Origin of the sequence: Fontivita pretiosa, from assembly GCF_050410795.1 — a bacterium.
GTDB classification, from domain to species: Bacteria; Planctomycetota; Phycisphaerae; order Tepidisphaerales; family Tepidisphaeraceae; genus Fontivita; species Fontivita pretiosa.
On the sequence record NZ_CP191258.1, the window covers coordinates 570,502 to 594,416 of the forward strand.

22 protein-coding genes are annotated in these 23,915 nt (G+C 62.8%); 10 read left to right on the forward strand and 12 right to left on the reverse strand.

Annotated features, from left to right (window positions below):
• Positions 1-16 precede the first annotated feature (16 nt).
• The 3 genes from ACQS5P_RS02235 (at position 17) to thrC (ending at position 4,588) form a co-directional block, all read left to right on the forward strand.
• Complete coding sequence (locus ACQS5P_RS02235) at positions 17-1,870, forward strand: phospholipid carrier-dependent glycosyltransferase (RefSeq protein ID WP_428939275.1); 1,854 nt, start codon at positions 17-19, stop codon at positions 1,868-1,870.
• Between the two features lie 35 nt (positions 1,871-1,905).
• Positions 1,906-3,024 carry a polyprenol monophosphomannose synthase gene (locus tag ACQS5P_RS02240; protein WP_428939276.1) on the forward strand — a complete coding sequence of 373 codons (1,119 nt, stop codon included), beginning with the start codon at positions 1,906-1,908 and terminating at the stop codon, positions 3,022-3,024.
• Positions 3,025-3,112: 88 nt separating this feature from the next.
• On the forward strand, positions 3,113-4,588 hold the full coding sequence (thrC, locus tag ACQS5P_RS02245; RefSeq protein ID WP_428939277.1) for a threonine synthase: 1,476 nt from the start codon (positions 3,113-3,115) through the stop codon (positions 4,586-4,588).
• A 64-nt stretch (positions 4,589-4,652) separates the two neighbouring features.
• Here thrC and ACQS5P_RS02250 read toward each other — a convergent pair whose 3' ends face one another.
• Genes ACQS5P_RS02250 through ACQS5P_RS02260 form a run of 3 tightly spaced genes read right to left on the reverse strand, consistent with a single transcriptional unit; the run spans position 4,653 to position 7,786 of the window.
• Positions 4,653-5,501 (reverse strand): carbohydrate ABC transporter permease, encoded by an 849-nt coding sequence (locus ACQS5P_RS02250; protein ID WP_428939278.1) that lies wholly within the window; start codon positions 5,499-5,501, stop codon positions 4,653-4,655.
• 6 nt (positions 5,502-5,507) lie between these two features.
• Positions 5,508-6,434 carry a carbohydrate ABC transporter permease gene (locus ACQS5P_RS02255; RefSeq protein ID WP_428939279.1) on the reverse strand — a complete coding sequence of 309 codons (927 nt, stop codon included), beginning with the start codon at positions 6,432-6,434 and terminating at the stop codon, positions 5,508-5,510.
• Complete coding sequence (locus ACQS5P_RS02260) at positions 6,431-7,786, reverse strand: ABC transporter substrate-binding protein (protein ID WP_428939280.1); 1,356 nt, start codon at positions 7,784-7,786, stop codon at positions 6,431-6,433. The genes ACQS5P_RS02255 and ACQS5P_RS02260 overlap by 4 nt, the downstream gene beginning before the upstream one ends.
• Positions 7,787-7,875: 89 nt before the next feature.
• Here ACQS5P_RS02260 and ACQS5P_RS02265 point away from each other — a divergent pair, with 89 nt between their 5' ends.
• Together ACQS5P_RS02265 and ACQS5P_RS02270 are read left to right on the forward strand one after the other, a co-directional pair.
• Complete coding sequence (locus tag ACQS5P_RS02265) at positions 7,876-8,430, forward strand: Fur family transcriptional regulator (protein WP_428939281.1); 555 nt, start codon at positions 7,876-7,878, stop codon at positions 8,428-8,430.
• A gap of 187 nt (positions 8,431-8,617) precedes the next feature.
• A complete protein-coding gene (locus ACQS5P_RS02270) occupies positions 8,618-9,772 on the forward strand; it encodes a M24 family metallopeptidase (protein WP_428940983.1) in 1,155 nt (384 codons plus the stop codon).
• On the opposite strand, the gene ACQS5P_RS02275 is transcribed toward ACQS5P_RS02270, so the two are convergent.
• A complete protein-coding gene (locus ACQS5P_RS02275) occupies positions 9,765-10,799 on the reverse strand; it encodes a hypothetical protein (protein WP_428939282.1) in 1,035 nt (344 codons plus the stop codon). The genes ACQS5P_RS02270 and ACQS5P_RS02275 overlap by 8 nt on opposite strands.
• 288 nt (positions 10,800-11,087) lie before the next feature.
• Between ACQS5P_RS02275 and fliM the strand changes: the two genes are divergently transcribed.
• The 3 genes from fliM (at position 11,088) to ACQS5P_RS02290 (ending at position 13,744) form a co-directional block, all read left to right on the forward strand.
• Entirely contained in the window at positions 11,088-12,158 is a 1,071-nt protein-coding gene (fliM, locus tag ACQS5P_RS02280) for a flagellar motor switch protein FliM (protein WP_428940984.1), read from the forward strand.
• Complete coding sequence (locus ACQS5P_RS02285; RefSeq protein WP_428939283.1) at positions 12,155-12,931, forward strand: CPBP family intramembrane glutamic endopeptidase; 777 nt, start codon at positions 12,155-12,157, stop codon at positions 12,929-12,931. Before fliM ends, ACQS5P_RS02285 begins: the two co-directional genes overlap by 4 nt.
• A 255-nt stretch (positions 12,932-13,186) precedes the next feature.
• Entirely contained in the window at positions 13,187-13,744 is a 558-nt protein-coding gene (locus ACQS5P_RS02290; protein WP_428939284.1) for a DUF2617 family protein, read from the forward strand.
• A gap of 87 nt (positions 13,745-13,831) precedes the next feature.
• Here the strand turns inward: ACQS5P_RS02290 and ACQS5P_RS02295 are convergent, their stop codons facing one another.
• The 6 genes from ACQS5P_RS02295 to ACQS5P_RS02320 all read right to left on the reverse strand — a co-directional run bounded on the left by ACQS5P_RS02295 (position 13,832) and on the right by ACQS5P_RS02320 (position 20,168).
• A complete protein-coding gene (locus ACQS5P_RS02295) occupies positions 13,832-14,461 on the reverse strand; it encodes a hypothetical protein (RefSeq protein ID WP_428939285.1) in 630 nt (209 codons plus the stop codon).
• Positions 14,461-14,766: a hypothetical protein gene (locus ACQS5P_RS02300; RefSeq protein ID WP_428939286.1), complete on the reverse strand. Its 306-nt coding sequence runs from the start codon at positions 14,764-14,766 to the stop codon at positions 14,461-14,463. Before ACQS5P_RS02300 ends, ACQS5P_RS02295 begins: the two co-directional genes overlap by 1 nt.
• A gap of 105 nt (positions 14,767-14,871) precedes the next feature.
• Positions 14,872-15,621, reverse strand: a complete 750-nt coding sequence (locus tag ACQS5P_RS02305; RefSeq protein WP_428939287.1) for a hypothetical protein — start codon at positions 15,619-15,621, stop codon at positions 14,872-14,874.
• Between the two features lie 120 nt (positions 15,622-15,741).
• Positions 15,742-18,489, reverse strand: a complete 2,748-nt coding sequence (locus ACQS5P_RS02310) for a PAS domain S-box protein (RefSeq protein WP_428939288.1) — start codon at positions 18,487-18,489, stop codon at positions 15,742-15,744.
• Positions 18,486-19,661: an ATP-binding protein gene (locus ACQS5P_RS02315; protein WP_428939289.1), complete on the reverse strand. Its 1,176-nt coding sequence runs from the start codon at positions 19,659-19,661 to the stop codon at positions 18,486-18,488. The genes ACQS5P_RS02310 and ACQS5P_RS02315 overlap by 4 nt, the downstream gene beginning before the upstream one ends.
• Before the next feature lie 6 nt (positions 19,662-19,667).
• Positions 19,668-20,168, reverse strand: a complete 501-nt coding sequence (locus ACQS5P_RS02320) for a hypothetical protein (RefSeq protein WP_428939290.1) — start codon at positions 20,166-20,168, stop codon at positions 19,668-19,670.
• 93 nt (positions 20,169-20,261) lie between these two features.
• On the opposite strand from ACQS5P_RS02320, the gene ACQS5P_RS02325 reads away from it, so the two are divergent.
• Positions 20,262-20,657 (forward strand): response regulator transcription factor, encoded by a 396-nt coding sequence (locus ACQS5P_RS02325; protein ID WP_428939291.1) that lies wholly within the window; start codon positions 20,262-20,264, stop codon positions 20,655-20,657.
• Positions 20,658-21,023: 366 nt separating this feature from the next.
• On the opposite strand, the gene ACQS5P_RS02330 is transcribed toward ACQS5P_RS02325, so the two are convergent.
• On the reverse strand, positions 21,024-21,728 hold the full coding sequence (locus ACQS5P_RS02330) for a dienelactone hydrolase family protein (RefSeq protein ID WP_428939292.1): 705 nt from the start codon (positions 21,726-21,728) through the stop codon (positions 21,024-21,026).
• A 170-nt stretch (positions 21,729-21,898) separates the two neighbouring features.
• On the opposite strand from ACQS5P_RS02330, the gene ribF reads away from it, so the two are divergent.
• Entirely contained in the window at positions 21,899-22,897 is a 999-nt protein-coding gene (gene ribF, locus ACQS5P_RS02335) for a riboflavin biosynthesis protein RibF (RefSeq protein ID WP_428939293.1), read from the forward strand.
• Between the two features lie 11 nt (positions 22,898-22,908).
• Here the strand turns inward: ribF and ACQS5P_RS02340 are convergent, their stop codons facing one another.
• Positions 22,909-23,904: an aldo/keto reductase gene (locus tag ACQS5P_RS02340; protein WP_428939294.1), complete on the reverse strand. Its 996-nt coding sequence runs from the start codon at positions 23,902-23,904 to the stop codon at positions 22,909-22,911.
• Between the last annotated feature and the right edge of the window lie 11 nt (positions 23,905-23,915).

A 23,915-nucleotide genomic window follows, 5' to 3' on the forward strand; every position in this document is an offset into this window, starting at 1 on the left:
AAGCTCCCGACCACGCATGCTTGACGCCCGGCGACGCGCATTGTTTGTCCTGCTGCTGCTGGCCATCGTCGCGCTGTACCTGGTCGGGAACCACTCGGTGAGCCTGTGGGACCGCGACGAGCCGCGATACGCGCAAACATCGCGACAGATGCTGGCCAGCGGCGACTGGGTCGTCCCCAGGCTCCTCGACGAGCCGCGGGAGAAAAAGCCCGTCTTCGTCTACTGGTGCCAGGCGGCGGCGATGGCGCTGCTGGGGGACAATGCGTTTGCGGCGAGGCTGCCTTCGGTCATTGGCGTTGCGCTGACCATCGTCATCATCACGGTGATTCTGGGCAGGACGATCGGTGTGACTCAGGGCCGCTGGACGGCGATCATCTTCGCCACCAGCGCCCTGACCATCGCCGCCGCCAAGATGTCCATCACCGACGGCGTGCTGATCCTGTTCATCACGACCGCTCAGTTGTGCCTCTATGCGATCTGGCAGCGACGAGCAACCTGGCCAATCGCCATTGTGATGGGCCTGGCGGTGGGTTTTGCCGCCCTGACCAAAGGCCCGGTGGTGCTGGGGGTGATGCTCATGACCCTGCTGGCGCTGGCGGCGATCCGGTATACCGAGCAGCGAACGCCAGTGATCATCCAGCTTGCCCGACACTACGTGATTCGTCGGCGGCCTGTTACCTCCTCCACCGACTCTGCTGGGGAGGGCAGCGATAGGGGTTGTGCCGCGCCGTCGGATGTCATTCGAACTCGCAGTACAGCCCCCGCCGTAGCGTCCTCCCGAAATGCCGGCAGAGGGGGCTGGACGACAGCCGTCGCCAAAGCCGTGGTCGCAATCCTGCTCGCCCTGGCGGTTTTGGCGCCCTGGCTTTACGCGATCGAGCAGCGTCTGCCGGGCTACACGCTGCGCACACTCAAGGCCGAAGTCTTCGAGCGCGCCCGCAAGCCGCAGGAAGGCCACAAGGGCCCGCCGGGCTATTATCTGTTGACGATCTGGGGCACGTATTTCCCCTGGAGTTTGCTGTTGCCGGCGGCGATGGTCAGCGGCTGGCGGAATCGGCACCGGCCACCGGTGCGATTCGCGCTGGCGGCGGTCATCGGCCCGTGGATCATGTTCGAGATCGTTCAGACGAAGCTGCCGCATTATCTTCTGCCGGTGTTTCCGGCACTGGCGTATCTGACCGCCGACATGCTGATCCGTGGCGAGCACGACGAGGAACTGGCGAATCGGGCATTTCTGCGCGTCGTGCTCGTCTGGGGCGGCATCGTCGTGGCGATCAGCCTGCTGCCGTGGTTGGCGATGTTCATCTTCGGCTCGCCCCCCCTGCCGGGGCTGCTGGCGATGATCCTGCTGCCGATTGTGGCGATGGAGTATGCGCGATCGACGTACGTGCACTTCCGCGCCGCGCGCCCGCTCGACGCCGCCGCCGTCATGGCCATCGGCATGATCCTGCTCGTCGGCGTGCTTTACGGGCTGTATCTGCCCAATGCGCGGTACCTCCAGATCTCCCGGCAGCTTGCCGAGAGGCTCAAAGCCGAAGGCGCCACGCGCGTCGGCGACGCGATGATGATCGACTATAAGGAGATGAGCCTGGCGTTCTACCAGGGCGGCACGATCCGCCCGCAGCGGGACGATGAGTTTCTGGTGAACACGCCGCCGTTCGAGTGGCCCAGGTGGATCGTGATGACCGAAGCGGTGTGGAAGCGAATGCCGCCGCAGGTGAAATCGAAGCTGGACGTGATCCACACCGTCCGCGGGCTGAACTACGCGGGCAAGGACGCCGACGGACGACACATGACGACGGTGCACCTGCTGCGGCGAAAGCCGCTTGAGCTGAGCGAATCCGACAGCCAGAAACCGCAAAACCCATGACCTGCCCCGTCGCGCCAGCCGATAATGAAACCAACGTGCAAACTCCTCGGATCAGCCTGATCATCCCGACGTTGAACGAAGCGGAGAATTTGTCTACGCTGGTGGAGCAGATCGCCGCGGCATTGCGGGGGCGCAGCTACGAGATCATCATCGTTGACGACAACAGCCAGGACAACACGCAAGAGGTTTGTGCGCAGTTGAGCAAGGCGCACCCGCTGCGGCTGATCGTACGACGGAATCCCAAAGATGGATTGGGCGGCGCGGTACTGCACGGCTTTTCCCAGGCACGCGGGGAGTATCTGGTGGTGATGGACGCCGATCTTCAACACCCGCCGGGCAAACTTCCCGAATTGCTGGAACCGCTGGAACGTGAAGAGGCGGACTTTGTGCTGGGATCGCGGCATGTTCCCGGCGGCAGCGTGGGAGAGCGATGGGGATTGTTCCGGCGGATCAACTCCTGGGTCGCGACGCTGCTGGCGCGCCCGTTCGCTGGGAAGGTGCGCGATCCGATGTCCGGGTTTTTCGCCCTGAAGCGTCAGACCTTCCAGCGTGCCCAGCGACTCACGCCTTTGGGTTACAAGATCGGCCTGGAGCTGATGTGCAAGTGCCGGGTGCAGCGAGTCAAGGAAATCCCCATTCATTTTGCCGAGCGAGCCCGCGGGCAGTCCAAGCTCACCATCCGCGAGCAGTTCCGCTACCTGGAACACCTCAGCCGGCTGTACGACTTCTGCTTCCCCCGGCTCTCGCCGATCGTCAAGTTCCTGATCGTCACGATTCTTGACTGGTGCGTGGGTCTGGGGATGTATCAGATGATGCTTTGGGCACAGGTTCCCTTGGTGCGGGCGGTTGTCGTGGCATACCTTGCGGCGATTTTCGTGACCGCGGTGTTTCATCGCCGATACATTCGCACGCAGCGCGAGTTCCTGGTGAGCAGACACCCCTGGGGTGAATTCATGCTGATCGCGCTGGCGGAGATCGCAGCCTGCGCCGCCGTCGCCGCCTGGGCGGTTTATCGCGTGCGGGTGCTGTCGGCGATCGAGGTGTTCCTGCTGAGCTTCGCCGCCGCCACCATCACGCGATATGTCCTGCGCAAGGAGCTGATGCAGGACATCCGGGGCTTGCGTCGAGAGCTCCGCAAAGACGAGCTGGTTTGATCAAACCTTGCCGAAGGGCAGGCGGAAAGCGACACAGGGTCCATTGGCCGTTTTGACGTTTGCTTCGTCGCGATCTAACTTGTTTCCCATGACCGACGCCGCGTTTCAGCAGTGCATCAACCCCTCCTGCCGGGCGACCTACGCGATCGCCGACGTGAAAGTCTCCTGCACCAGATGTGGGAGCCTGCTCGACGTCTGCTACGACTGGAAACGCCTGCCGGTGCCCAAGAGCATGGCGTTTTTCGAGCACCGCTGGGCAACCAAGGGCACGGGGGGTGAAGGAAAGCTCGATTTTTCAGGCGTGTGGCGATTCCGCGAGCTGATGCCCTTCTATCGCAATGAAGACGACATCGTCACCATTGGTGAGGGCAGAACGGTTCTTCAGCATGCCGATCTGCTGGCGCGGCAGCTCAACATGCGCCCGGGATCGTTGATGCTTCAGTACGAAGGGTTGAATCCTTCGGGCAGTTTCAAGGACAACGGGATGACCGCGGCGTTCACGCACGCACGCATCGTCGGCGCACGCCGCGTCGCCTGCGCGTCCACCGGCAACACCAGCGCCAGCCTGGCGATGTTCGCCAGCATCGCCCAGATGCAGGGGATCGTGTTTATCGGGTCGGGCAAGATTTCCTTCGGCAAGCTCTCGCAGGCGCTGGACTACGGTGCGATGACGCTGCAGATCAAGGGGGACTTTGACGACTGCCTGCGACGCATCCGGCAGATCGCGGTGGATCTGCCCCAACTGGGCATCTACCTGATGAACAGCGTCAATCCCTTCCGGCTGGAGGGGCAGAAGTCGATCATGTATCGCATTCTGGAGGCGCGAGACTGGGAGCCGCCGGACTGGATCATCGTGCCGGGCGGCAACCTGGGCAACAGCTCGGCGTTCGGCAAGGCGTTCATGGAGCTGCGCGATCTGGGGCTGATCAGGCGCATCCCGCGGCTGGCGATCATCAACGCCAGCGGTGCCAACACGCTCAATGAGCTGTTCACCCGTCGCGGCATGCGCTGGAACGCAGGACACTACGACGCCAGCATCGCTCAGAAGCTGTATGCGGCGATGGATGAGGCCAACTTCCGCCCGCACACGGTCGCCAGCGCCATCGAGATCAGCCGTCCGGTGAACCTGCCCAAGTCGCTGCGGGCGTTGGAGGTGATGGATGGCCTGGTGCGTGAGGTGACCGATGAGGAGATTCTGGAGCACCGGGCGCTGGTGGCGCGCTGCGGCTTCGGCTGCGAGCCCGCCAGTGCCGCCAGCGTCGCCGGGCTGGCCCAGCTTTTGGCCGAGCAGGTCATCTCGCCGGATGAAACCGTGGTGTGCATTCTGACCGGCCACGAGCTGAAGGATCCCAATGCGACGGTGAAGTATCACACCGGCATTGACATGAACAGCGTCCAGGACCTTGCCCCAAGGACCGAACCTAAGGGCAAGTACGTCAATCGCCCGGTGCAGGTGGAGGATGATCTGGAGTCGATCGTCAAAGCGCTGGGTGGAGATGCGAAGATGCTCAAGGATGTGGACCTGAGCAAGCCCAGGCCTCATATTCCGGCGGTGGAGTATTGAGGGCCAGATCGCAGAATGACAAAGACAGACGCGCGGTTCGCGACTGCGACTGTTGCCCTTTGCATCACCCCTTCATCGCCCCGCTGGCCAGGCCGGCGATGAAGTCCCTCTGGAGCACGAAGAACAGCACCACGACCGGCAGGATGCTCAGCAGCGTCCCGGCCATCAGCACGCCGTACTGAGTCTCGAACTGCGGCATGCCAATCATGTTGGCCAGGCCAATAGGCAGCGTGTACTTCAGCTCGTCCTGAAGGATGATCTGCGGCCACAGGAAGCTGTTCCAGTTTCCCAGGAACGCCAGGAGGGTAAAGGCGCCGATCATGGGTCGAACAATCGGCAGGGCCACTTCCCACCACAAGCGCAGCTCGCTGCACCCATCGACCCGGCCTGCGTGCAACAACTCATCCGGCACCGCCAGCATCGCCTGACGGAACAGGAACATGCCGAACACACTGACCGCGCCGGGCACCAGAATGGCGGCGTAGGAATTGATCCACCCCAGGTGGTACATCAGCTCGTAGCTGCTGGGCAGCAGAACCTGCCCGGGCAGCAGCATCGTCGCCAGCATCATCAGCATGAGCAGCCTCTTCCCGCGAAACTGATACTTGGCCAGCGCAAAGCCGCCCAGGCTGCTGAGCGTCACGACCAGCACGGTCTGGGCCGATGCCAGAAACAGCGAATTGAACAGCCATCGTCCAAATGGAGTGATCTGAAAGAGCCTGGCGTAGTTTCGCCAGGTGAGCGAGCCCAGATCATGCCATGGCACAAAGGCGTACTGGAAGATGTACTGTTGCGGCTTGAAGGACGCGCAGATCAGCCACAGAAAAGGCGTGATGCTGATCAGCGCCAGCGCCGTCAGGACGAGGTGGATGATCACCAGTGTAATCGGCGATGGACGATCTTTGGCCTGCACAGACACTCACTCCCTGGCGGCGCCGGTAACCTTGAGCTGGGCGATGGCGACCAGCAGGATCATCAGCACCAGCACCCAGCCGATCGCGGCGGCGTAGCCGATGTTGCCGGCCTCGAAGCCCTGCTGATACAGGTACATCACGATGGTCAGTCCGGCGTAACCTGGTCCCGGCCCGTCAAAGAAGACGTATGGCAGCTCGAAAAGCTGAAACGATCCGATCGTGCCGACGAGCAGGATGAAGATGAGTACCGGCCGGATGCCAGGAAGCGTCACGTGCCAGAACTTCTGCCAGCGTCCTGCCCCATCGACCTCCGCCGCCTCGTACAGCTCTTCATCGACCGCCTGAAGCGCCGCCAGGAAATAGATCATCCCGTACCCGACGGAAAGCCACAGACTGGCCAGCACGATCGCGGGCATGGCCAGCGCCGGGTTGCCTCGCCAGTTGATCTCGGTGCCAACAAAAGGAAGTGCGGCGCCGATCATCCGGTTGACCAGTCCATGCCGCGGCGCCAGCAGGAGCATGAACAGGATCGCCACAAACACATTGCCGACCAGATGCGAGGAGAAAAACGCGAAGCGGAAGAAATTGCGCAGGCGCACGGCCCTGCTGTTCAGCAGCAGCGCCAGCCCCAGCGACATCGGAATCTGAAGCGACAGAAACAACAGCGTGTACAACAGCGTGTTCAGCACCGCCAGCCAGAACAGCCAGTCGCGCAGGAGAAATGCGTAGTTCTCCAGGCCGATGAAGACACTCATCCTCGGCCCGGCGGACTTGTAGAAGCTCAGGACGATGCTTCGCGTCAGCGGATACAGCAGAAACACCAGGAACAGGATCAGGAACGGCGCGACGAACAAATACGGCGCGGCCCGCGCCTGCCAGGTCCAGACCTTCCGCTGCAAGACACCACGGTGGTGCGCGGTCGGTGCGCTCATTCGTCGAACCGTCCATGCTCGATGCGTCGTCGGATGTCCTCGGCGGCGGTGTCGAGCCACTTCTGGCATTGCGCCTCCAGCCCCTGCGGGCCATGATCCTCCAGGTATCGCACCGCGCGGCTTACCACCACCGACAGCTCCGCCTGCGCGATGGCCGTCACAGGCGTTACATATCGCGGCGGGATCTGCCGCGCCAAGTCCGCGTACAGCTCCAGAATCTTCTGCCCGCCGAAAAACGGGTCCGGCTGATGGTAGAACGGCTCGTCCCATCGCTGCACCACCGGGGGCAGGATGCCAAAGGTCTGTTCCAGCGCGTCCATGCCTGTATCACTGAGGTATAGAAACTTGATCAGCTTCCAGGCATCGTCATGGTTCCTGCTGTCTCGGGTAATGCCGATCATCGTGCCGCCCCAGGTGCTTGTTGGCGCGTCGGTGGGATCGAATCTGGGCAGCGGCCTCATCCGCAGTTTGCCCTCAAGCTGCGGCGTGAAGCGCCGGAAGTGGAAGATCCTCCAGTCAGGCGTGATGAACGCGCACAGGTTGCCCGCCAAAGCGTCATTCGTCCACACGCCGGTCCCCCCTGCCGCTTCGGCGGCGATCTTCCTCGGCCCGGCCACGACCTGCGCATAGAAGGCGACCGTCTGGGCAACCTTGGGGTTGTTGATGTGGATCCGGTCGTACTGATCCACGAGATTCACGCCGCGCTGAAGCAGCATGACGATCACATAGTCGGCCGAGGCGCGCGGCAGCTCGATCGCGTGCCGCGTGGCGTAGCCCCGGGCACGCCAGTATTCCTGGAACTTCAGACACAAATCGTGCAACTGCGGCCAGGTCTGGGCCTGCGCAAGGTCGATTCCTGCTTGGCGAAACAGGTCGTCGCGATAGGTCAGTGAAACGGGATGCACATCGTGCGGCACGCCGAAGATCACGTCCTGCTTCGACCAGGGCGCAAACCTGGCCGCTACAAGCTTCCTGTCCCATCCGCCACGTTGCAGGTAATCGTTAAGCGGCAGGAAACCGACCTGGCTGATCGGCGGGCGAAAGAACTTGCCTACGTGACTGATCTCGATCTCGACCACGTCCGGCAGGGCGCGGCCGGTCTGCCCGGTCATGAACATCGACTCCAGCCTCACGTTCTCGGCCCGAGTGGAAAGGTGGTGAATCTCGACGGATTTTCCCGTTTCGCGCTCGAACTGGCCTATGATGGAGCGGTACGTGATGGCATGGCCTTCAGCAAAGACCCAAAGCGTCAGGTCTTTTTGCGGCGGCGTATCTCGAAGTGCGATGACGGCGCCGCTGACCAGGGCAACCAGCAGCATGACCAGGATTGGCTTGCCAAGGTGAAATGACATCGCGGTGGCGCATGGTATCGGAATGGAGCGCGGCCACAAAGCGGCGGGCTTGTTGCGAATGATTGGCGATCAAGATACAATTTAGTCCGATGAACCAGGCGAGCCAGATGAGCCAAACGCCTCACATCCTGCCCAGCATCCCCCGGGTTTCCAGCATCACTGCCACGCAGCAGACGCTGCCTTACGAGCCGGTCTGCGCTGTGTTTCGACGGTATCTGCATGGGCAGAAACTGAAATTCACCCCGGAGCGGGCGATGATTCTCGACGCCGCCCTTCGCAAGACCGGACTGTTTGATGCCGAGCAGCTCGTCAGCGATCTCAAGCAGCTTGGGCATCGCGTCAGCCGGGCCACGGTCTACCGCACGCTCAACCACCTGCACGATGCCGGCATACTCAAGCAGGTTTTTTTCGACAACAAGCAGTCGTATTACGAGGTCATCGCCGGAAGACAGGCCTACGACTATCTGATCTGCGTTCAGACCGGGCGGGTGATCGAATTCAGCAGCGACAAGCTTCGCAAGCTGCGGGACGAGATTTGCGCCCAGCATGGCTTTGAGCCGATCTCGCATCAGTTCCACATCTACGGCATAAGCCCCGAGGCCAGAGCCAACGGAAAAAAGCGATCCTCCCGCGGCAACGAATGACCTCACGCCGCGAAAAATACTCCCGACCCCTTTTTAAAGGGGTCGGGAGTGTTTTTTTCTGTCGCACCACATTGCTGATCCGCTCTGGAAAACGGTAGAAATCCAGAGCCATGACACACGCACAGGCGCCAGCCAGAGCGCCCAGGGGAATAAATCGACGCTGTATGACCCCGCGCGGGCCGAGAGACTGCTGGCCGAAGCGCAGATCGATCTGCTGCTGGCGTCGCGACGGGCCAACGTCGCGTACCTGACCGACAGCTTCGCGATCCAGTACTGGCAGTACCCGGACGTGGCCAACCTGCTTGAGGTGGAAGACGACGGCTGCCTCGGCCCACACTATTTTGCAGGCCTGCCGCGCGACACCACCGCCGCGCCCTTCGCCATCGCCCATGAGAATCGAACGTATGTCTACCGCCAGCACGGTGGCGGGTGTGTGTGCGATGTACGCGGCTGGTGCGAGAAGCCGGGCACTGGCCGCCCAAGCCGCATCGTTGTGCTGGCGGAATCCATCCGCGAACGGAAGCTCGATACAGGCACTATCGGTGTGGAGATGAACCATCTTCCCGCATCGACGCTTCAATTGCTTCGTGATCGCCTGCCCAGGGCGAGGTTTGTGCCCGCCGACCAGGTGCTGTGGCGAATGCGCGCGGTCAAGACGCCGCAGGAGCTGCAACGCCAGCGACACGCCTACCGCATCGCCGAGGAAATCTATCGCCAGACCCTGGCGACCATCCGGGAACGCGCCGGGCAGGTGACGGTCGGCGAGGTCCGCGCGATGCAGATGGCGATGGCGACGCGAGCCGGATGCCCGCCTCTGCTTTTCGGCTATGCCTTTGCACAGTCGAGCACGAAGCGAGCCTGGGACATGGCCGTCGACTGGACGCAGCAGACCTTCGATCATGGCGATGCGGTGCTGCTGGACATCGGTCTGATCTGGCGAGGCTACACGACCGACTTCGGCCGCAACGCGGTGGTGGGCAGGGCCAGCGCGGAACTGCGCGATGTTCACGCCCGCATGGTCGAGTGCCGCCAGCGAATCGCCGGGCTGCTGAGACCTGGGGCGCGCGTCGCCGACGTGTTCGCTGCCGCCTGCGACATCCGTCAACGCCTGAAACTACCGCCGCGCCAGGGCCTGGGACACAGCCTGGGGATTGAATGTCACGAGTATCCGATCCTCAACGATGCTTCGGACTGCGTGCTGGAGCAAGGCATGACGATCGTGATCGAGCTGGTGGAGCGCGCCGGCCCAGTCGCGTTCCTGCTCGAGGACGCCGGTCTTATCACGCCTGGCGGATGGGAATCCATTTGTCAGATGGGCACGGAGCTGTTCGAGCTTATCTGAGGCTTGCGGGTGATGAGCCAGCGGCTGCCAGCGCGGCGCTGATCGCGGCGATGGCGGCGCGGTCGTGATCTCGGGCCTGACTGAGCCGCTCGATCTGATCTTGCCGCAATGCGCCGGTCCAGTCGTCGTATTTGTCTGGAGGCAGCGTCAACTCCCAAGGGCAGCGCAGCCCCTTCGTGCACAGCCCGGCAAGATGTGCGTAGTGATCCGCGGCGGCAAGCAACTGTTTCCGCGCCTCATCATCGAACTTAGCTGAGACATGCCGCAGCCACGTCGCGGCAATAAGACGATACTGAATCAGCGAGTCGTAACACCACCCGTTGCCCTGCATGCCGCCCCTGGGGTTCTGGATCCTGTGCGCCTCGACATCGCCAAGCCACTCAAGCCAGTGCGCGTACGCCGCCTTGCCGATGTAGTAAGCGCCTCGCTTCTCGGTCTGCCACATGTCCACCGCCTGTCGCAGCGCCGAAACAGTCAACTCGCCGTCGGATACGCGCTGGTCCGGCGATTTCGGCTCGATGTGGACAGCAAGGGCCCATGGCCACTTGCCGCCAGCAAAGCCACTCACCTGATCATGCCAGAAGGCTTCGCGTCCGGCCTGGTGATAGGGATGGATGCACCACCACCGCTGCCCATCGTCGCCGTAGCCGATGATCAGCCCATCTTCTTCACTGCCGTAATGAACGGGGATTCCGCGGTCGATGCTCTGCCTGACAGCAACGCGCACCTCGCGCTCGAAGGTGGCGCGGTCGGCCTGCTGCTTGGCACCGGAACACGCATCGAACAACTGAGTCTTCCATGGCAGGGCGCGGTTGGAATTGTCGATGCACCGATAGCCGCAGCACGGGTGAGCGGCGCTGGGGCAGATCGTCTCATGCACCTGCACTCGGAACGCAAGCCCGCTGTAACATACCAACTGCTCGTATGTCAGCGGCTGGCCGATCGCTTCGCAGATGCGCGACTGCGCGGCGCGTGGGCTGCTGGCGAACTGCGCCGGATCAAAGCCCCGGATGCCCTCGATCCACACACGCTGTCCTTCGCGGCAAATCCGATGCGGTCCACCCGACGATACCGGGGAAGCCGAGGCGGTTTCTGTTGGGCGGGCGGTCATGGTTCATGCTCCACAGTTGAATTGGGGGCGGCAATTTGCGGCTCGCAGCGCCGCCCAACCTAACTGCCTGCGACTGGTTCGTCCAATGACAGGCGAACATGGGCACGGGCGGCGGCGATTGCGGCGCTCTAGAAAGCTGGCCGGGATGTCCGATAATGACGAAGACGACACGGACAACACGGAGGTTGCCGCGATTTGAGCGACGTGCTGGATCAATCCGAAGTCGATGCGCTGCTGGCGGCGGTGGATACCGGGGCGGTGGCGCAGGGGTCGGCGGCAACGCAGCCGTCGCAGGTCTTCGCCGCGGGCGGGCGCACGCAGGCGGATGTCACCGTCTACGACTTTAAGCGCCCCGAGCGCGTCTCAAAAGACCAGATGCGGGCGCTGGAGGCGCTGCACGAAGGCTTCGGGCGAAATCTCGGCGCGGCGCTGTCGGGTTATCTTCGCACCATCATCGAGGTCTCTGTCGCCCATATCGAACAGCTTACCTACAGCGAGTTCATCCACTCCCTGCCGAACCCGACGTGCTTCAACCTGCTCAAGGCCGACCAGCTCGATGGGCAACTGTGCCTGGAGATCAGCCCGCTGATCATCTATCCGATCATCGATCGCCTGCTGGGAGGGAGCAATGCCGATCTGTTCATTCCGCAGCGGCCGCTGACGCAGATCGAGCAGCGGCTGGTGTCGCGGATCACGGATCGGGCCACGCACCACCTTTCGGAAGCGTGGAGCAACCTCACGCCGGTGAAGTTCAGTGTCGAGGAGTTCGAGAGCAACCCGCAGCTCGTGCAGATCGTGCCGCCCAACGAGACGGTGGTGGTGGTCGGCTTTGAACTGAAGATGGGCAACCGCGCCGGGACGATGAGCCTGTGCATCCCCTACAACGTGATCGAGCCGATCATGAGCCTGCTGGCGGCGCAGAACTGGTTCAGCTACCAGCGCAAGGGAGGGCAGGAGGACCACCTGCGTCGGCTCTTGAGCAACGTTCAGGCGGCGCCGATCGAGCTGCGATGCTTTCTGGCCCGCACGACGATTCGGGTGGATGATCTGCTGAATCTCCAGCCCGGCGACATCATCACCACCGAGAAGCCGCTGGGGGCCGACGTGTTCATCGAGGCGGAAGGGAAACTGAAGTTTACCGGTCAGCTCGGGCAATTTCGTGGCAAGCGTGCGATACGGATAACCCGTGTGCGGCAGGAGGGCGATGAGACCGGCGCCGTTGCCCGCCCGGCGGAACCCGCCGTCCGCCCGGGCGGTACGGAGGCCAGCCGATGACGCGCGCCGGTTCGGCAAGTTGTGCGCATCGCGCGCTCGCCCGTGCGGGCGAGGGCCGAAGCGGTCGCGGCGGAGGGTATTTCCAGAGATCCGAGCTGCCGCTGACCAGTCTGGCATTCATCCTGCCCCTGCTGGTGCTCTACGAGGCAGGCACGCGGCTGCTGGCGGCTCATCCGGCTCATCAGCCCGAGCAGCGCATCATCGCGTTCAACCTCATGCAACAGTTTTTTGCCCTCTGGGGAGCCACGGGCAAGTACCTGCCGGCACTGGCGGTCGTCGGCATCCTGCTGTCCTGGCACATCGCGCGCGGAGATGGCTGGCAGATCGATCCGCGGCATCTGATTGGCATGCTCCTGGAAAGCGTCATTGTGGCGGTGCCGCTGATCGGGCTGGGGTTCGTGGCGGCGCGCTACCTGCCGCTGGCCGGCTGGGACCGTGCGACGGCCAACATGCTGGTCCTGTCGATCGGAGCCGGCATCTACGAGGAATTAGTCTTCCGGCTGATCGCTTTCACGGTGCTCAGCTTTTTCCTGGTGGATCTGCTGGGCATCGGCAAGTGGCTGAGTTTCGTGCTAATTGTGGTTTTGTCGTCGCTGGCATTCGCGCTATACCATTACTTGGGTCACGAAGCGTTTCAGTGGCGGAGTTTCGCATTTCGGACTTTGGCGGGGATTTATTTTGGGGCGGTGTTTTCTCTGCGTGGATTTGGCATAACTGCCGGTTCTCACGCGGCTTACGATGTACTCGTCGTAGGCTTGCGCAGCCTCGTCTGACGATTCGTGAAGTTTTTTTGGCAACTTTTCCCTGAGAAAACCATATAATCCCACGAGTCCGCAACGGGCGGACGGCCCGAACACAGGCAAGTCGGCGGCAGGGGAGGTTTGGAAATGGATGCCAAACCTCAACTTAACTTCTCGCACATGACGGGCGCGAGCAAAGGACAACGCCAGACTTGAGACATAGAGTAAACTTCGTACTTTATGTCACGATCTTTTCCCCATACCGGGGTTAGAAAGAGCACGGAAGCTATGCCCAACAGGACAAAACAACGTCGCTCAGGTGGGCTGACGCTGCTTCTGTACCAGAAGGCGCTCCACCCGGAGCTGTTCAAGATTCACGCCTCCGAACAGGTTTCACGCCGCGCCTACGAAGCCGACATTTGGCTGGTCCAGGGCGGGCATGTGATCATGTTCACCGCCGGAAAAAATACCCTCACCGAAGTGATCGCCACGCGGGACGCTCAGCAGATGACCGATCGCGGTCTGCTCCAGTCGATCCCCTGCCGCGGCGAGAAGTATCACGAAATGACCTGCGGCGGAACCATCCGCTACATGATCAGCACGCAGGAAGAGCAGCTCACCCAGACGCTTTACGATGCCACCAGGCACGAAATCGCCACCTACGCCGCCAAGCGCGAGCTGATGACTGCCGAGATCCCGGCCACGCCGGAATCGGCTGGCGCGCTGAGTGTCCTGGACATTGAGCGTCGCAGCCATGAGCTGCTGGTGCAAAGCTTCCACCTCTTCGATGACAACCAGATGGTCATCAAGACCCAGTCGATCATCGAAGTGATTAAGGGTGCCTAGCGACGGCAACGCATCGAGCAACACAACAGTTAATACAAGTGCCCGCGATCGCGGGCAACGGTCGGTGTGCGCACCAAGCCCACGGTTTCAGCCCTGGGCTTTCGTATCCTCAGCAGGCTCGGACTGCACCTGACCCGGGTTGATGTACTCCTCGATCCGCTTGTAGATCTCGTCGGTTGCATCCCGGTCGTAGACAAAATCGTCCAGCCGCAGCCGGCCCTTGCGTCCGTCACCCAGGTCGTAGCGTATGTAGGCGATCCCCTTGCGATCCCACAGCCGTTTATCGATCTCGGTGATGTTCTCGAAGGGCACCGGCGGATGGCCGGGGACGTGAAGGGTCTGGCCGTCCAGCAGGTACTGTCCGCGTGAGTTGTACAGCACCCACGCCAGCAGCGCCAGCGCCAGCGGGGGCATCACCACACCGATGACTTTGTTGAATGGCACGTCCAGACCCGGATGTGGAACCACTTTCTCAGGATCCACAACCTTGTCCGGGTCCAGACCTTTCTGCACCGCCTCCTGCCGTGCCCGCTCAAGCGCCTCGGCATTGGCCTTCGGCCAGGCGAAGAACCCGTCGCGGATCGACCACAACCCGTAGCCGAACAGGATCAACACCATGATGAACCGCGTGTTGCGGTAATACCTGCCCGCCCGGGCCACGATTGGTCCGCGCGGCGGCTCGGTCGTCGGCTGTGGCGTCTCAATGCTGGTGGTCATCACTCGCTCTCGTCCTGAATGCCCGAATCCGCCTCGGTCTGCTGATCGGTCTGCTCCTGATCGTCACACAACCGGTCTTCCGGAAGTTCCTGGCGAATCTGTTCGGCCTCAGTCAGTGCCTGGAGCATGCGTCTGGCCGAGGCGATCGCGTTGTTCATCGCCATCCGTCCCACCGCAAGTTGCTCGGGCGGGATGTCGGGCGGATTGGCCTCGACCTCGTCGCGCTGCTTCTCCAGTTCGCGAAGCAGCCGACGCGCCCGCTCCAGCGCATCGCGCATCATCTCGGCTTCGCTCTGCCCGGACATGCCCCGGATTGTAAGCATTCATCGCAAAACCGAAAGCAGAAACACACACAGTCGAGCTTTCCGAACCGACCGGGCCGCCTGCTGCCCGGGCGATGAGCACATGCTTCATGATCGGGACGCGATCGCCGCGGAGATCGGCTTGACCACTTTGGGCACGATGTGACTGCTGCACAGGGCATCGGCGCGGTCGGCCATCTCCATCAGCAGCGTCTCCAGGGACATCCTGGGCCGATCTCCCCAGTAACGGCGAAGGATCAGGTAGACGCTGATCACGTCGTCGGCGTAGTCGCCGGTGCGCACCTGATAACTGTTGGTCCGCGTGACGATGTCGATGCGAGCCTGAAGCCGGCAATCCTCGCTCAGCGCCACGGTGACTGTCGGCTGGAAGTCCACCGCTCGCGCCCCCGGCTCTTCCGTCAGGCATGTCAACGGAGAGTCCGCCAGAAGACTCTCAGCAATGATCTCATCATGGTTGCCGCTGAACTCCAGGTCGAAGCCAAACAGCACATCCAGATAGTCGATCTCGACCGGACTGATGCCCAGTTGGTGCGGCGCCAGAGCCAGCAGCAGACGATGGAGCTGCATCGCCTCGGCCACGGTGGCGGGGTTGACGTGTCCGCTACTCAGCCGCCGTGACTCCAGGCTTATCCACCGGTAGCTTTGCCGCCCGCGGTCTTCCTCGAGGTTGAGCTCGCCGTCTTCCGACTTGCGGAAGCGTGTCATGTTCGGAAACGCCTTCTGCACCTGCTCGAAAAAGTGCAGAACCGTGTCGCGCTGGTGCGGCAGGGCCAGTTGCGAACCCAGCCGCATGTTGATGTAGAAGTCTTCGCAAAACGAGCCGTACGGATTGGACATAAAACAACTTCTCCCGCGGTAGCCCGAACAGCTCCGCCAGTCACTTCAGCGAGTGTAGCGAATCAGCGATGGAACGGAAGAGCCGCCGGGCGAGCCCGTCCACACGGGTGGATGCCGGCGCTACTTCCGGGCTTGCAGCGGCAGATACACCACGAACTTCGAACCTCGGCCCGGCTCGGACTCCACCTCGATGCGCCCTGAATGGTCCTGCACGATGCCGTAGCTGATGCTCAGGCCAAGCCCCGTGCCCTGGCCGATCGGCTTGGTCGTGAAAAACGGATCGAAAATCCGCGCCCGGATCGACGGATCGATCCCGCAGCCCGTGTCGGCCACTTCGATCAATGCCTGCTCGTCTTCGGTCCGAGTCGCCACCGTCACCACATCCCCCGGCTTGCACGCATCGATCGCGTTGCTCAGCAGGTTCATCACGACCTGGTTGATCTTGGCCGGATAGCATGTGACCGGCGGAATCTGCCCGAGCATCAATTCGATTCGCACCTGCCGCTTCCTGGCCAGTCCCTGGATGATGTTCACGGTCGATTCGATACCTGCATTCAGGTCCGCTTCCTGAAGCTGGTTCTGGTCCAGCCGGGCAAAATCGCGCAGATCCCCGACAATCTGCTGGATTCGGCGAAGCCCTTCGCGCGATCGTACCAGCAGATCGTCCAGATTCGACAGCGTGTAGTCCAGGTCGATGCGCCTGGCCAGCTCGCATGCTTCGGCGGCGACGGCGGGATTGTGTGCCGCCAGCAGCGCGTCCTGGGCGCGATACAGCTCCAGCAACTTCCGCATCGCCGCCAGATCGCGCTGAAGCACTGCCACGTTGTTGGCCACGAACGACAGCGGGTTGTTGATCTCATGCGCCACTCCCGCCACCATCTGCCCCAGCGCCGCCAGTTTCTCCGCCTGCACCAGCGCGCTCTGTGTGGCCTTGAGCTTCTCGATCGCCTCTCGCTCCGACTGCACCGCCTGCTCCAACTCGCGATTTTTCTGTTCCAGCAGTTGCTGTGCCTGCCTGCGATGCGTGATGTCGTGAATGAAGGCATTGAATTGCACCGTGTCGCCGATACGCAGCGGCGAGATGCTCAGTTCGACGGGAAACTCGTGTCCATCGCGGTGTAACGCCGTGATCTCGATCCGCCGGTTGAGCAGATGACCCTCGCCGCCGGCTAGAAACCGCTTCAGCCCCTGCCGATGCGCCTGGCGATGCTGAGGCGGGACGATGGTCTCAGCCAACTCGCGACCGATCGCCTCCTGGCGACGCCAGCCAAATGTCGCCTCCGCTTGGGCGTTCCACCCCGTGATGTAGCCGCTGGCGTCGATGGAGACGAAGGCGTCGTGCGCGGTTTCCACGATCTGCCGCGTGCGCTGCTCGGACTGCCGCAGCGCTTCCTCGGCGCGCTTTCGTTCGGTGATGTCCCGTACCACCGTGCAGATCACCCGACGCCCGGACCATTCCACCACCACCGCGCTGGATTCCACCGTAACGACCGAACCGTCGCGGCGGCGAAACGGTCGCTCGCCGACCAGCGGCACCTTCGACTCCAGCACCCGAGCAATTCGCGCATCAATCCCCTCCCGCGTATCGGCGATCAGATCGTAGATCAACCGGCCCACCAGTTGATCCAGTGTGTATCCGAGCAGGCGGGCGATGGCCGGGTTGGCTTCGATGATTCGGCGGGAATCGGCGTCGGTGAGGATGATCCCCTCGGACGCCTGCTCGATGACTGCACGGTGACGCTGCTCGCTTTCCAGCAGCGCTTCGTCGGCGCGGCGGCGCTGAGCAAGTTCGGCCTCCAGCCGCCGGCGAAGACGCCCCAGACGATAGTTCAGCCGCAGCACATACGCTGTTGTCGAGAATGCTCCCAGCAACAATGCCGCCCCGCCCAGCGCCCATGGCCAATACTGGCGCACCGCCTGTCCCAGCGTGATCCGTCCGTAAGCTCGGTAGGGGCCGAGGCGCAGCTCGCGCATCAACTCGTGGACGGGGGTGTAATCCAGTGGAATGGTCCAGCCCGCCGCCCGCGCCGCCTGCGCCGCCACGCTGTTTCGCGGCATTTGCAGCAGCGCCACCGCCACCTGCTTGGCCAGCTCCGCAGGCACATGCCCCAAACGCGCTATCGCCCACTCCGGATACAGCCGCGTGCTCCGCAGAAACGGAAACTCCGCTGTCGTCGGCTGCTGCTGAATCACTCGAAACTGCGACAGGTCGATCCTGCCCTCGGCCGCCATCTGCTCAAGCTGGTCCGTGCGCACCGTGCCGGCATCGGCCCGGCCATCGCGTACCGCATACACCACCTGATCCTGAGTTCCGGCAAACTCCAGTCGCGCCAGATCACGGTTCGGATCGATGCCCCGCTGTTTCATTTCCCGCCAGGCCATCCACCAGCCCCCGAACGAGTTCGGATCGGTGGCAATGAACGTCCTGCCAACCAGATCCTCGAACGTGTTCAGATCCGTTCTCTGCGCGCGGGCGAAGACGACTGCGGCAAAGCGGGTCAGTTCCGTCCCCTGACGATACGCCACCAGCGTCAGGATTCGGGTTGCACCGTATTCAGCCTCCAGCTCGACGTAGTTCGCCGGACTGGTAATCACGAAGTCCACTTCTGCCCGCGCCGCCGCCTGGTTGATACGCCCAAACTCCAGCGGAACGACCTGGAAGCGAATCGTGGGAATCTGTTCTGACAGGTAGTCGGCGGTTGGGCCCCAGGTTCGCAGCGCGTCCTCGGTTCCGCGGTAGGCCAGAACTCCGATTCGCACCGGCGTTGCCCAGGTTGTGGCTGGTGTTCGGGGCAGCGTTTGCGCGCGGATCGATGTGCTCAGCACAGCCGCCCACACCACCGCGCATACCACCCATCGCGCGCTCACGCCGACACCTTCGAATCGGGCAGGTGTATCGTGAAGGTGGAGCCGCGGCCCGGTTCGCTTTGCACCTCGACCTTGCCCCCGTGCAGCTCGACAAACGCCTTGACCACGCTCAGCCCCAGCCCCAGTCCGCGACGGCCAAACTCATAGAGTCCCGACGAATGGTGCGACACGTCGTAGCCGGTGAAAAATGGCTCGAACAGCCGCGGCAGGCAATCCGGCGGAATCCCCGTGCCCGTGTCGGCCACACGAATCCATACACCGGCCGGCTGGCGCCCGGCCGACAGCGTGATCCGGCCCTGATCCGGCGTGAACTTGACTGCATTGAGCAGCAGATGATTGATGCTGTCGCGAATCTTCATCGCGTCGATCTCGATCACGCCAAGATCCTCGGGAACCTCGACCACAAGCTGCTGGCGGCGAAGCTCGATGAATGGGCGGACGTCTTCGGCGGCCTGGCGAATCAGCCCTGCCACGTTTTCAGGTCTGCGATCCAAAACCTGCTCAAACCGCTGCGCCGAGAGCATCGAGATCATCTGCTCGATCAGGCGCTGCAACCGTCCCGCCGCCTCGTCCATCCGAACCAGAAAATCGTGCAGCGGATCCTGCCCGCCATCCATCCGCAGCGCCAGCTTCGAGAGGCCCAGCAGGATCGTCAACGGCGTGCGAAGCTCATGACTGGCAACCTGGATGAAGGCCTGCTTGAGCTGATTGGCCTCAGTGAGCTGCTGATTGGCGCGCCACAGCTCGGCGTTTTTCACCTGAAGCTCGGCGAGCAGGCGTTTGCGCTCCACCAGCAGGTCGTAGTGATCGCACGCCTCCCGGATGATCGCCTCAAGCTCATCCGGATCCCAGGGCTTGGTGATGTAGCGATACACATTGCCCTGGTTGATCGCATCGATGACGGCGCGGATGTCGGCATAGCCGGTGAACAGCAGACGGATCGCATCGGGATGCTCGCCGCGCACGCTCCTGAGCAGCTCCACGCCGGTCATCTCCGGCATCCGCTGGTCGGTCATGACCACGTGAACTTCCTCGCGATGCAGGATGTCCATGGCCTCGGAGGCACGGGTGCAGCCCAGCACGCGGTACTCCAGCCGCAGCAGGTCCTGGACGCTCTTGACGACGTCAGGCTCGTCGTCCACGACAAGAATTGTGTGCTTCTGACTCGGCATGATCGCTCAGGTGGTCTGCGCGACCTTGGGCGGCGAGGGTTGCCGACGCGACAGATCTTCGCGCAGAAACGACTTGAATGTGGGAATCCCCGCCTCCTGCCAGCCCGCCTCGATCGCCTCCGCCACCTGCTGATTCTCGCGTCGCATTTTCGCAATCGCCTCATATTCCGGATGGTCCGGCGGCAGGGAAATGTGCCGGTCGTGCGTGTCGGCCCGGAACAGATACCCTTGTCCGTTGGGGCTGGGCTCCACTACCAGCTTCATGTGCGGGTAGAAGCGATTTCCCAGCCGCAGGCTGAAGCGGGGAGATTCAGCATCTCCGCTGCGCACAAACGCCGGCGCCGTCAGCAGATCCCCCTGCCACGTGCGAAGCTGTTCAACCATCGACCTGACGGCGGCTGACGGCCTGGCCGGGGGGGTGCCGGGTGCGTTGCCGTAGGCGCGGTCCAGATACACATCGATCGCCCGAAGCACCTGATCTGGTTCGGGCAGTTGAGTCTTGGACATGATGTAGTGCTCCTTTGCCAGTCGGGAAAAAGAACAAAAGGAGCCCGTTGCGTACTGACCGGCCTCTATAATACCAGACAGCAGGACGCAAGCATGCGGCAAAACCACTCTGATGTGCTCGTGGTGGAGGACGATGCCGCCATCAACGAATTGGTTGGGGCGTACGTGCAACTGGCGGGATACGAATATCGCCGGGCGCTGGATGGCCACAGCGGGCTGTGCCAGGCGCAACAGCGCCCACCGGGGCTGGTCCTGCTGGACCTGATGCTCCCGGACGCCGATGGATTCGAAGTTTGCCGACAGCTCAAGCACGACCGTCGAACCGCCGACGTTCCGGTGATCATGCTCACCGCACTGAACGACGAACACAGCCGCCGCCGGGGTCTGGAGTGCGGCGCCGCCGATTACCTCACCAAACCCTTTGATCCCGATCGACTGATCGACTTGATCCGCCGGCACGCTTCCGGCAATGGCAAGTCAAACCCCTGACATCCGCAGATCAGCCTGCACCTGTGTCACGGGCGTCTCGCCCGACGTTCTTGCACATCTCGGACCACCCGCGTCTATCGCTCAGACTCGCAGGTGCGTGCGATGAAAGCGATGACGAGCCAATTGTGGCATGGCCGTCCCGGCCACGCAGGATGCACTCGAATTCGAAAGTCTGAACTTCCGGTTCTTCATGCCGACGAGCACGGGCGGCGGGCCGAAGCCACAGGAAAAGCCGCTGCCCGCTCTCCGGGCCAACTCAGCACAATCTGCCCGCCTGCCAACGCAGACTTCAACCTCTTTGTCGCTTGCGGGTTCGTGCAAAAGTGGCCGCTGCGTGCCAGACTCGTATCTCTGCGCACTGTCGACTTACTTGCCCCCGAATAGCTCTGCCAGAAAACTCTGCATCGCCTGCCACGAGCGACGGTCCGCCTTTTCGTTGTACGCCACGCCCTGCAATCCCGCCTTGTCCGCATCCGGATTGGTGAACGCGTGAACCGCCCCGCCGTACTCGATCAATTGCCAGTCGGCGCGAGTGCGGCGCATTTCCTGTTTGAAGTTGGCCAGTTCCTCGGGCGAAATAAAGCTGTCGTCGGCGCCGTGACAGACCATGACCCTGGGGCGGATGGTTTGGTCCGCTGGCGCCTGCCCCGCCAATGAGCCGTGGAAGCTGACCACGCCCAGCACCGGCAGGTTCTGACGCGCCATCTCCAGCACCACCCCGCCGCCGAAGCAGTATCCGATCGCCGCCAGACGCTCGCCGTCCACCATCGGCTGCTGCTTCAGCACGTCGATTGCCGCCGACACACGCTCCATCGCGAGCTTCGGATTGCCGCGGATCTGCCCGGACCACTCGCTGGCCTGTTTGACCTGGTCGGTGATCTTCCCCTTGCCGTACATGTCGATGGCGAATCCGACATACCCGAGCTGCGCCAACTGCTGCGCCCGCCGGCGCGGATAATCATTGTTCCCCCACCACTCATGCACCACAATCACCGCCGGGCGAGGCGCATCCGATGCATCGTCCCACGCCAAAAACCCCTCCAGCAGCACATCGCCATGCCGGTACTCCACAACGCGAGTCTTAACGGCGGCGAAAACGGACGAAGTGAAACAGGCAACAATAACGCCGAGTGCAAAGATCATGCGCAAGGGTGGACTCCTTCCTCTGTTCGCGCGTATTCTAGGCACGCGCACAACGTGGCGACGACAAGTCTGCGCCGCCATGACCACGCAACAACGTTATGAACATCCATCACGGCCTCGAAGGTCTGAAGCAAATCCCCGCGGGAGCGGTCATGTCGATCGGGAACTTCGACGGGATGCACCGCGGTCATGCCAGGATTCTCCAGACCATGCACGCCTTGCGCAACAGCCAGCGCGACGCTCAGAACGCGCGGCTGGTTGTGGTGACTTTCGAGCCGCATCCGCTGGCCGTGCTCCGCCCGCAACTCGCCCCGCCGCGGCTGACGCCGCCGGACATGAAACAACGCCTGCTCCAGGCCGCGGGCGTCGAGGAACTGGTCGTCCTGTCCCCCACCCCTGAGGTGCTGGGACTCACCGCCGAGCAATTCTGGGGCATCCTGCGCGACCAGGTTCGCCCCAGCCATCTCGTCGAAGGCGCCACGTTCAACTTCGGCAAGGATCGTCAGGGAACCATCGACAGACTGCGCCAGTGGTCGGCCGGCAGCAATGTGCGGTTGCACGTGATCGACGCCGTCCAGGTCCCCCTGCTGGACCTGCATATCGTGCAGGTGAGCAGCTCGCTGATCCGCTGGCTGATCAGCTACGGACGCGTGCGCGACGCGGCGATCTGCCTGGGAAGAGCCTACAGCCTGGCCGGAAGAGTCGTGCGTGGCCACGGCCGCGGGCGGCAGATCGGCGTCCCCACGGCCAACCTGGACTGCGGCGATCAGCTCCTGCCGGCCGACGGCGTCTACGCCGCACGCTGCACCATCCAGGCAAAACGCTATCCCGTCGCCCTGAGCATCGGCACCATGCCAACGTTCGGCCAAAACCCCCGTCAGGTCGAAGCGCACATCCTCGATTTCGCGGCCGACCTCTACGATCAGTTCCTCGAGATCGAAGTCATCGACTGGATCCGCGATCAGCTCCGCTTTGCGACCGTCCAGCAGTTGAAAGACCAGATGCTTTGCGATTTCGACAGGGTCCGCCAGCGCATGACGCTGGACCCGAGCCGTCCCTGCGCAAGCCTGCTCACGGCGCTGCCGGAAGCATGTTAGGCCCTGCCGGCTCAGGCCGTGGCGCGGAAGATCGGGTCCAGGCTTTCCGCCAGCGCCATCAGCTCGCGCGTCTCGCTTTCGGTGATCGGACGATGATTCATCGCCAGCTCGACGGCCAGCCAGAACAACTCCTCCTCTCCGGGCGGAATCGCGGCGGTGACCGGCTGGCTGAGCGTGAAACGCAGCGCCAGCTCCGCCTCGTGACGATCCGTCAGGGGCTGATACCATGCCTTGGGGTACCTTGGACGAAGCGGGTCGTTCTGCGGCCACTTCTGCCGCGCCAGCGCCTTCAGCGCCAGCCGCGCCGCGCCCCTTTTCTCCGCCGCCGCGATCATCTGCGGACCGAAGTTGCCCTTGTAGAACGTCGCGAAGTTGACCGGGATCAGCACCGAGTCGAAATCAAACCGATCCAGCGCCGCGAGGGTCGCTTCGATCGAATGCGCTGAAAATCCGATGTGACGGATTCGGCCATCCTTCCTGGCCTGGATCAGCAGCTCCATCACCCCTCCGCTGGCGAACGCGGCATCGACGTCTTTTTTCACGTCGGTGATGGCGTGAAGCTGATACAGGTCGAAGTAATCGGTGTGCAGATGCTCGAGCGACCGCTTCAGCTCCGCCTCGGCTGCCTCGCGGCTGCGCTGGGCTGTCTTGCAGGCCAGAAACACGTTCTTTCGATACGGCCGCAGCGCCGGCCCGAGCTTGACCTCCGCATCGCCATAGCTGGGCGCCACGTCGAAGTAATTCACGCCCTTTTCCACCGCCTGGGCCACGACGCGCGCCGCATGATCCGGCTCGGCGTTCATCACCACGATCCCGCCGAAGCCGATGATCGACAGGTCGATCCCCGGCTTGTAGGCGCGTCGCGGCAGTCGCGGTGGATTGGAGGATGTTGTGCCCGGCGATGCGATGTCCGATGGCTGTTGTGCCCGCAACGGCCCGGCCACCGAATCCAGCGCCGCCGCCGCCGTCGTCGCCGCCGCCGCCTTCAGAAATTCACGCCGTCTCATGTACGACCTCC

Bases quoted from the DNA above. Each gene is read 5' to 3' on its own strand.
- ACQS5P_RS02285 (WP_428939283.1), top strand. From the start codon at position 12,155: ATGACGCGCGCCGGTTCGGCAAGTTGTGCGCATCGCGCGCTCGCCCGT.
- ribF (WP_428939293.1), top strand. From the start codon at position 21,899: ATGAACATCCATCACGGCCTCGAAGGTCTGAAGCAAATCCCCGCGGGA.
- ACQS5P_RS02315 (WP_428939289.1), bottom strand. From the start codon at position 19,661: ATGCCGAGTCAGAAGCACACAATTCTTGTCGTGGACGACGAGCCTGAC.
- ACQS5P_RS02320 (WP_428939290.1), bottom strand. From the start codon at position 20,168: ATGTCCAAGACTCAACTGCCCGAACCAGATCAGGTGCTTCGGGCGATC.
- ACQS5P_RS02290 (WP_428939284.1), top strand. From the start codon at position 13,187: ATGCCCAACAGGACAAAACAACGTCGCTCAGGTGGGCTGACGCTGCTT.
- ACQS5P_RS02305 (WP_428939287.1), bottom strand. From the start codon at position 15,621: ATGTCCAATCCGTACGGCTCGTTTTGCGAAGACTTCTACATCAACATG.
- ACQS5P_RS02340 (WP_428939294.1), bottom strand. From the start codon at position 23,904: ATGAGACGGCGTGAATTTCTGAAGGCGGCGGCGGCGACGACGGCGGCG.
- ACQS5P_RS02300 (WP_428939286.1), bottom strand. From the start codon at position 14,766: ATGTCCGGGCAGAGCGAAGCCGAGATGATGCGCGATGCGCTGGAGCGG.
- ACQS5P_RS02255 (WP_428939279.1), bottom strand. From the start codon at position 6,434: ATGAGCGCACCGACCGCGCACCACCGTGGTGTCTTGCAGCGGAAGGTC.
- thrC (WP_428939277.1), top strand. From the start codon at position 3,113: ATGACCGACGCCGCGTTTCAGCAGTGCATCAACCCCTCCTGCCGGGCG.
- ACQS5P_RS02295 (WP_428939285.1), bottom strand. From the start codon at position 14,461: ATGACCACCAGCATTGAGACGCCACAGCCGACGACCGAGCCGCCGCGC.
- ACQS5P_RS02265 (WP_428939281.1), top strand. From the start codon at position 7,876: ATGAACCAGGCGAGCCAGATGAGCCAAACGCCTCACATCCTGCCCAGC.
- ACQS5P_RS02260 (WP_428939280.1), bottom strand. From the start codon at position 7,786: ATGTCATTTCACCTTGGCAAGCCAATCCTGGTCATGCTGCTGGTTGCC.
- ACQS5P_RS02235 (WP_428939275.1), top strand. From the start codon at position 17: ATGCTTGACGCCCGGCGACGCGCATTGTTTGTCCTGCTGCTGCTGGCC.
- ACQS5P_RS02325 (WP_428939291.1), top strand. From the start codon at position 20,262: ATGCGGCAAAACCACTCTGATGTGCTCGTGGTGGAGGACGATGCCGCC.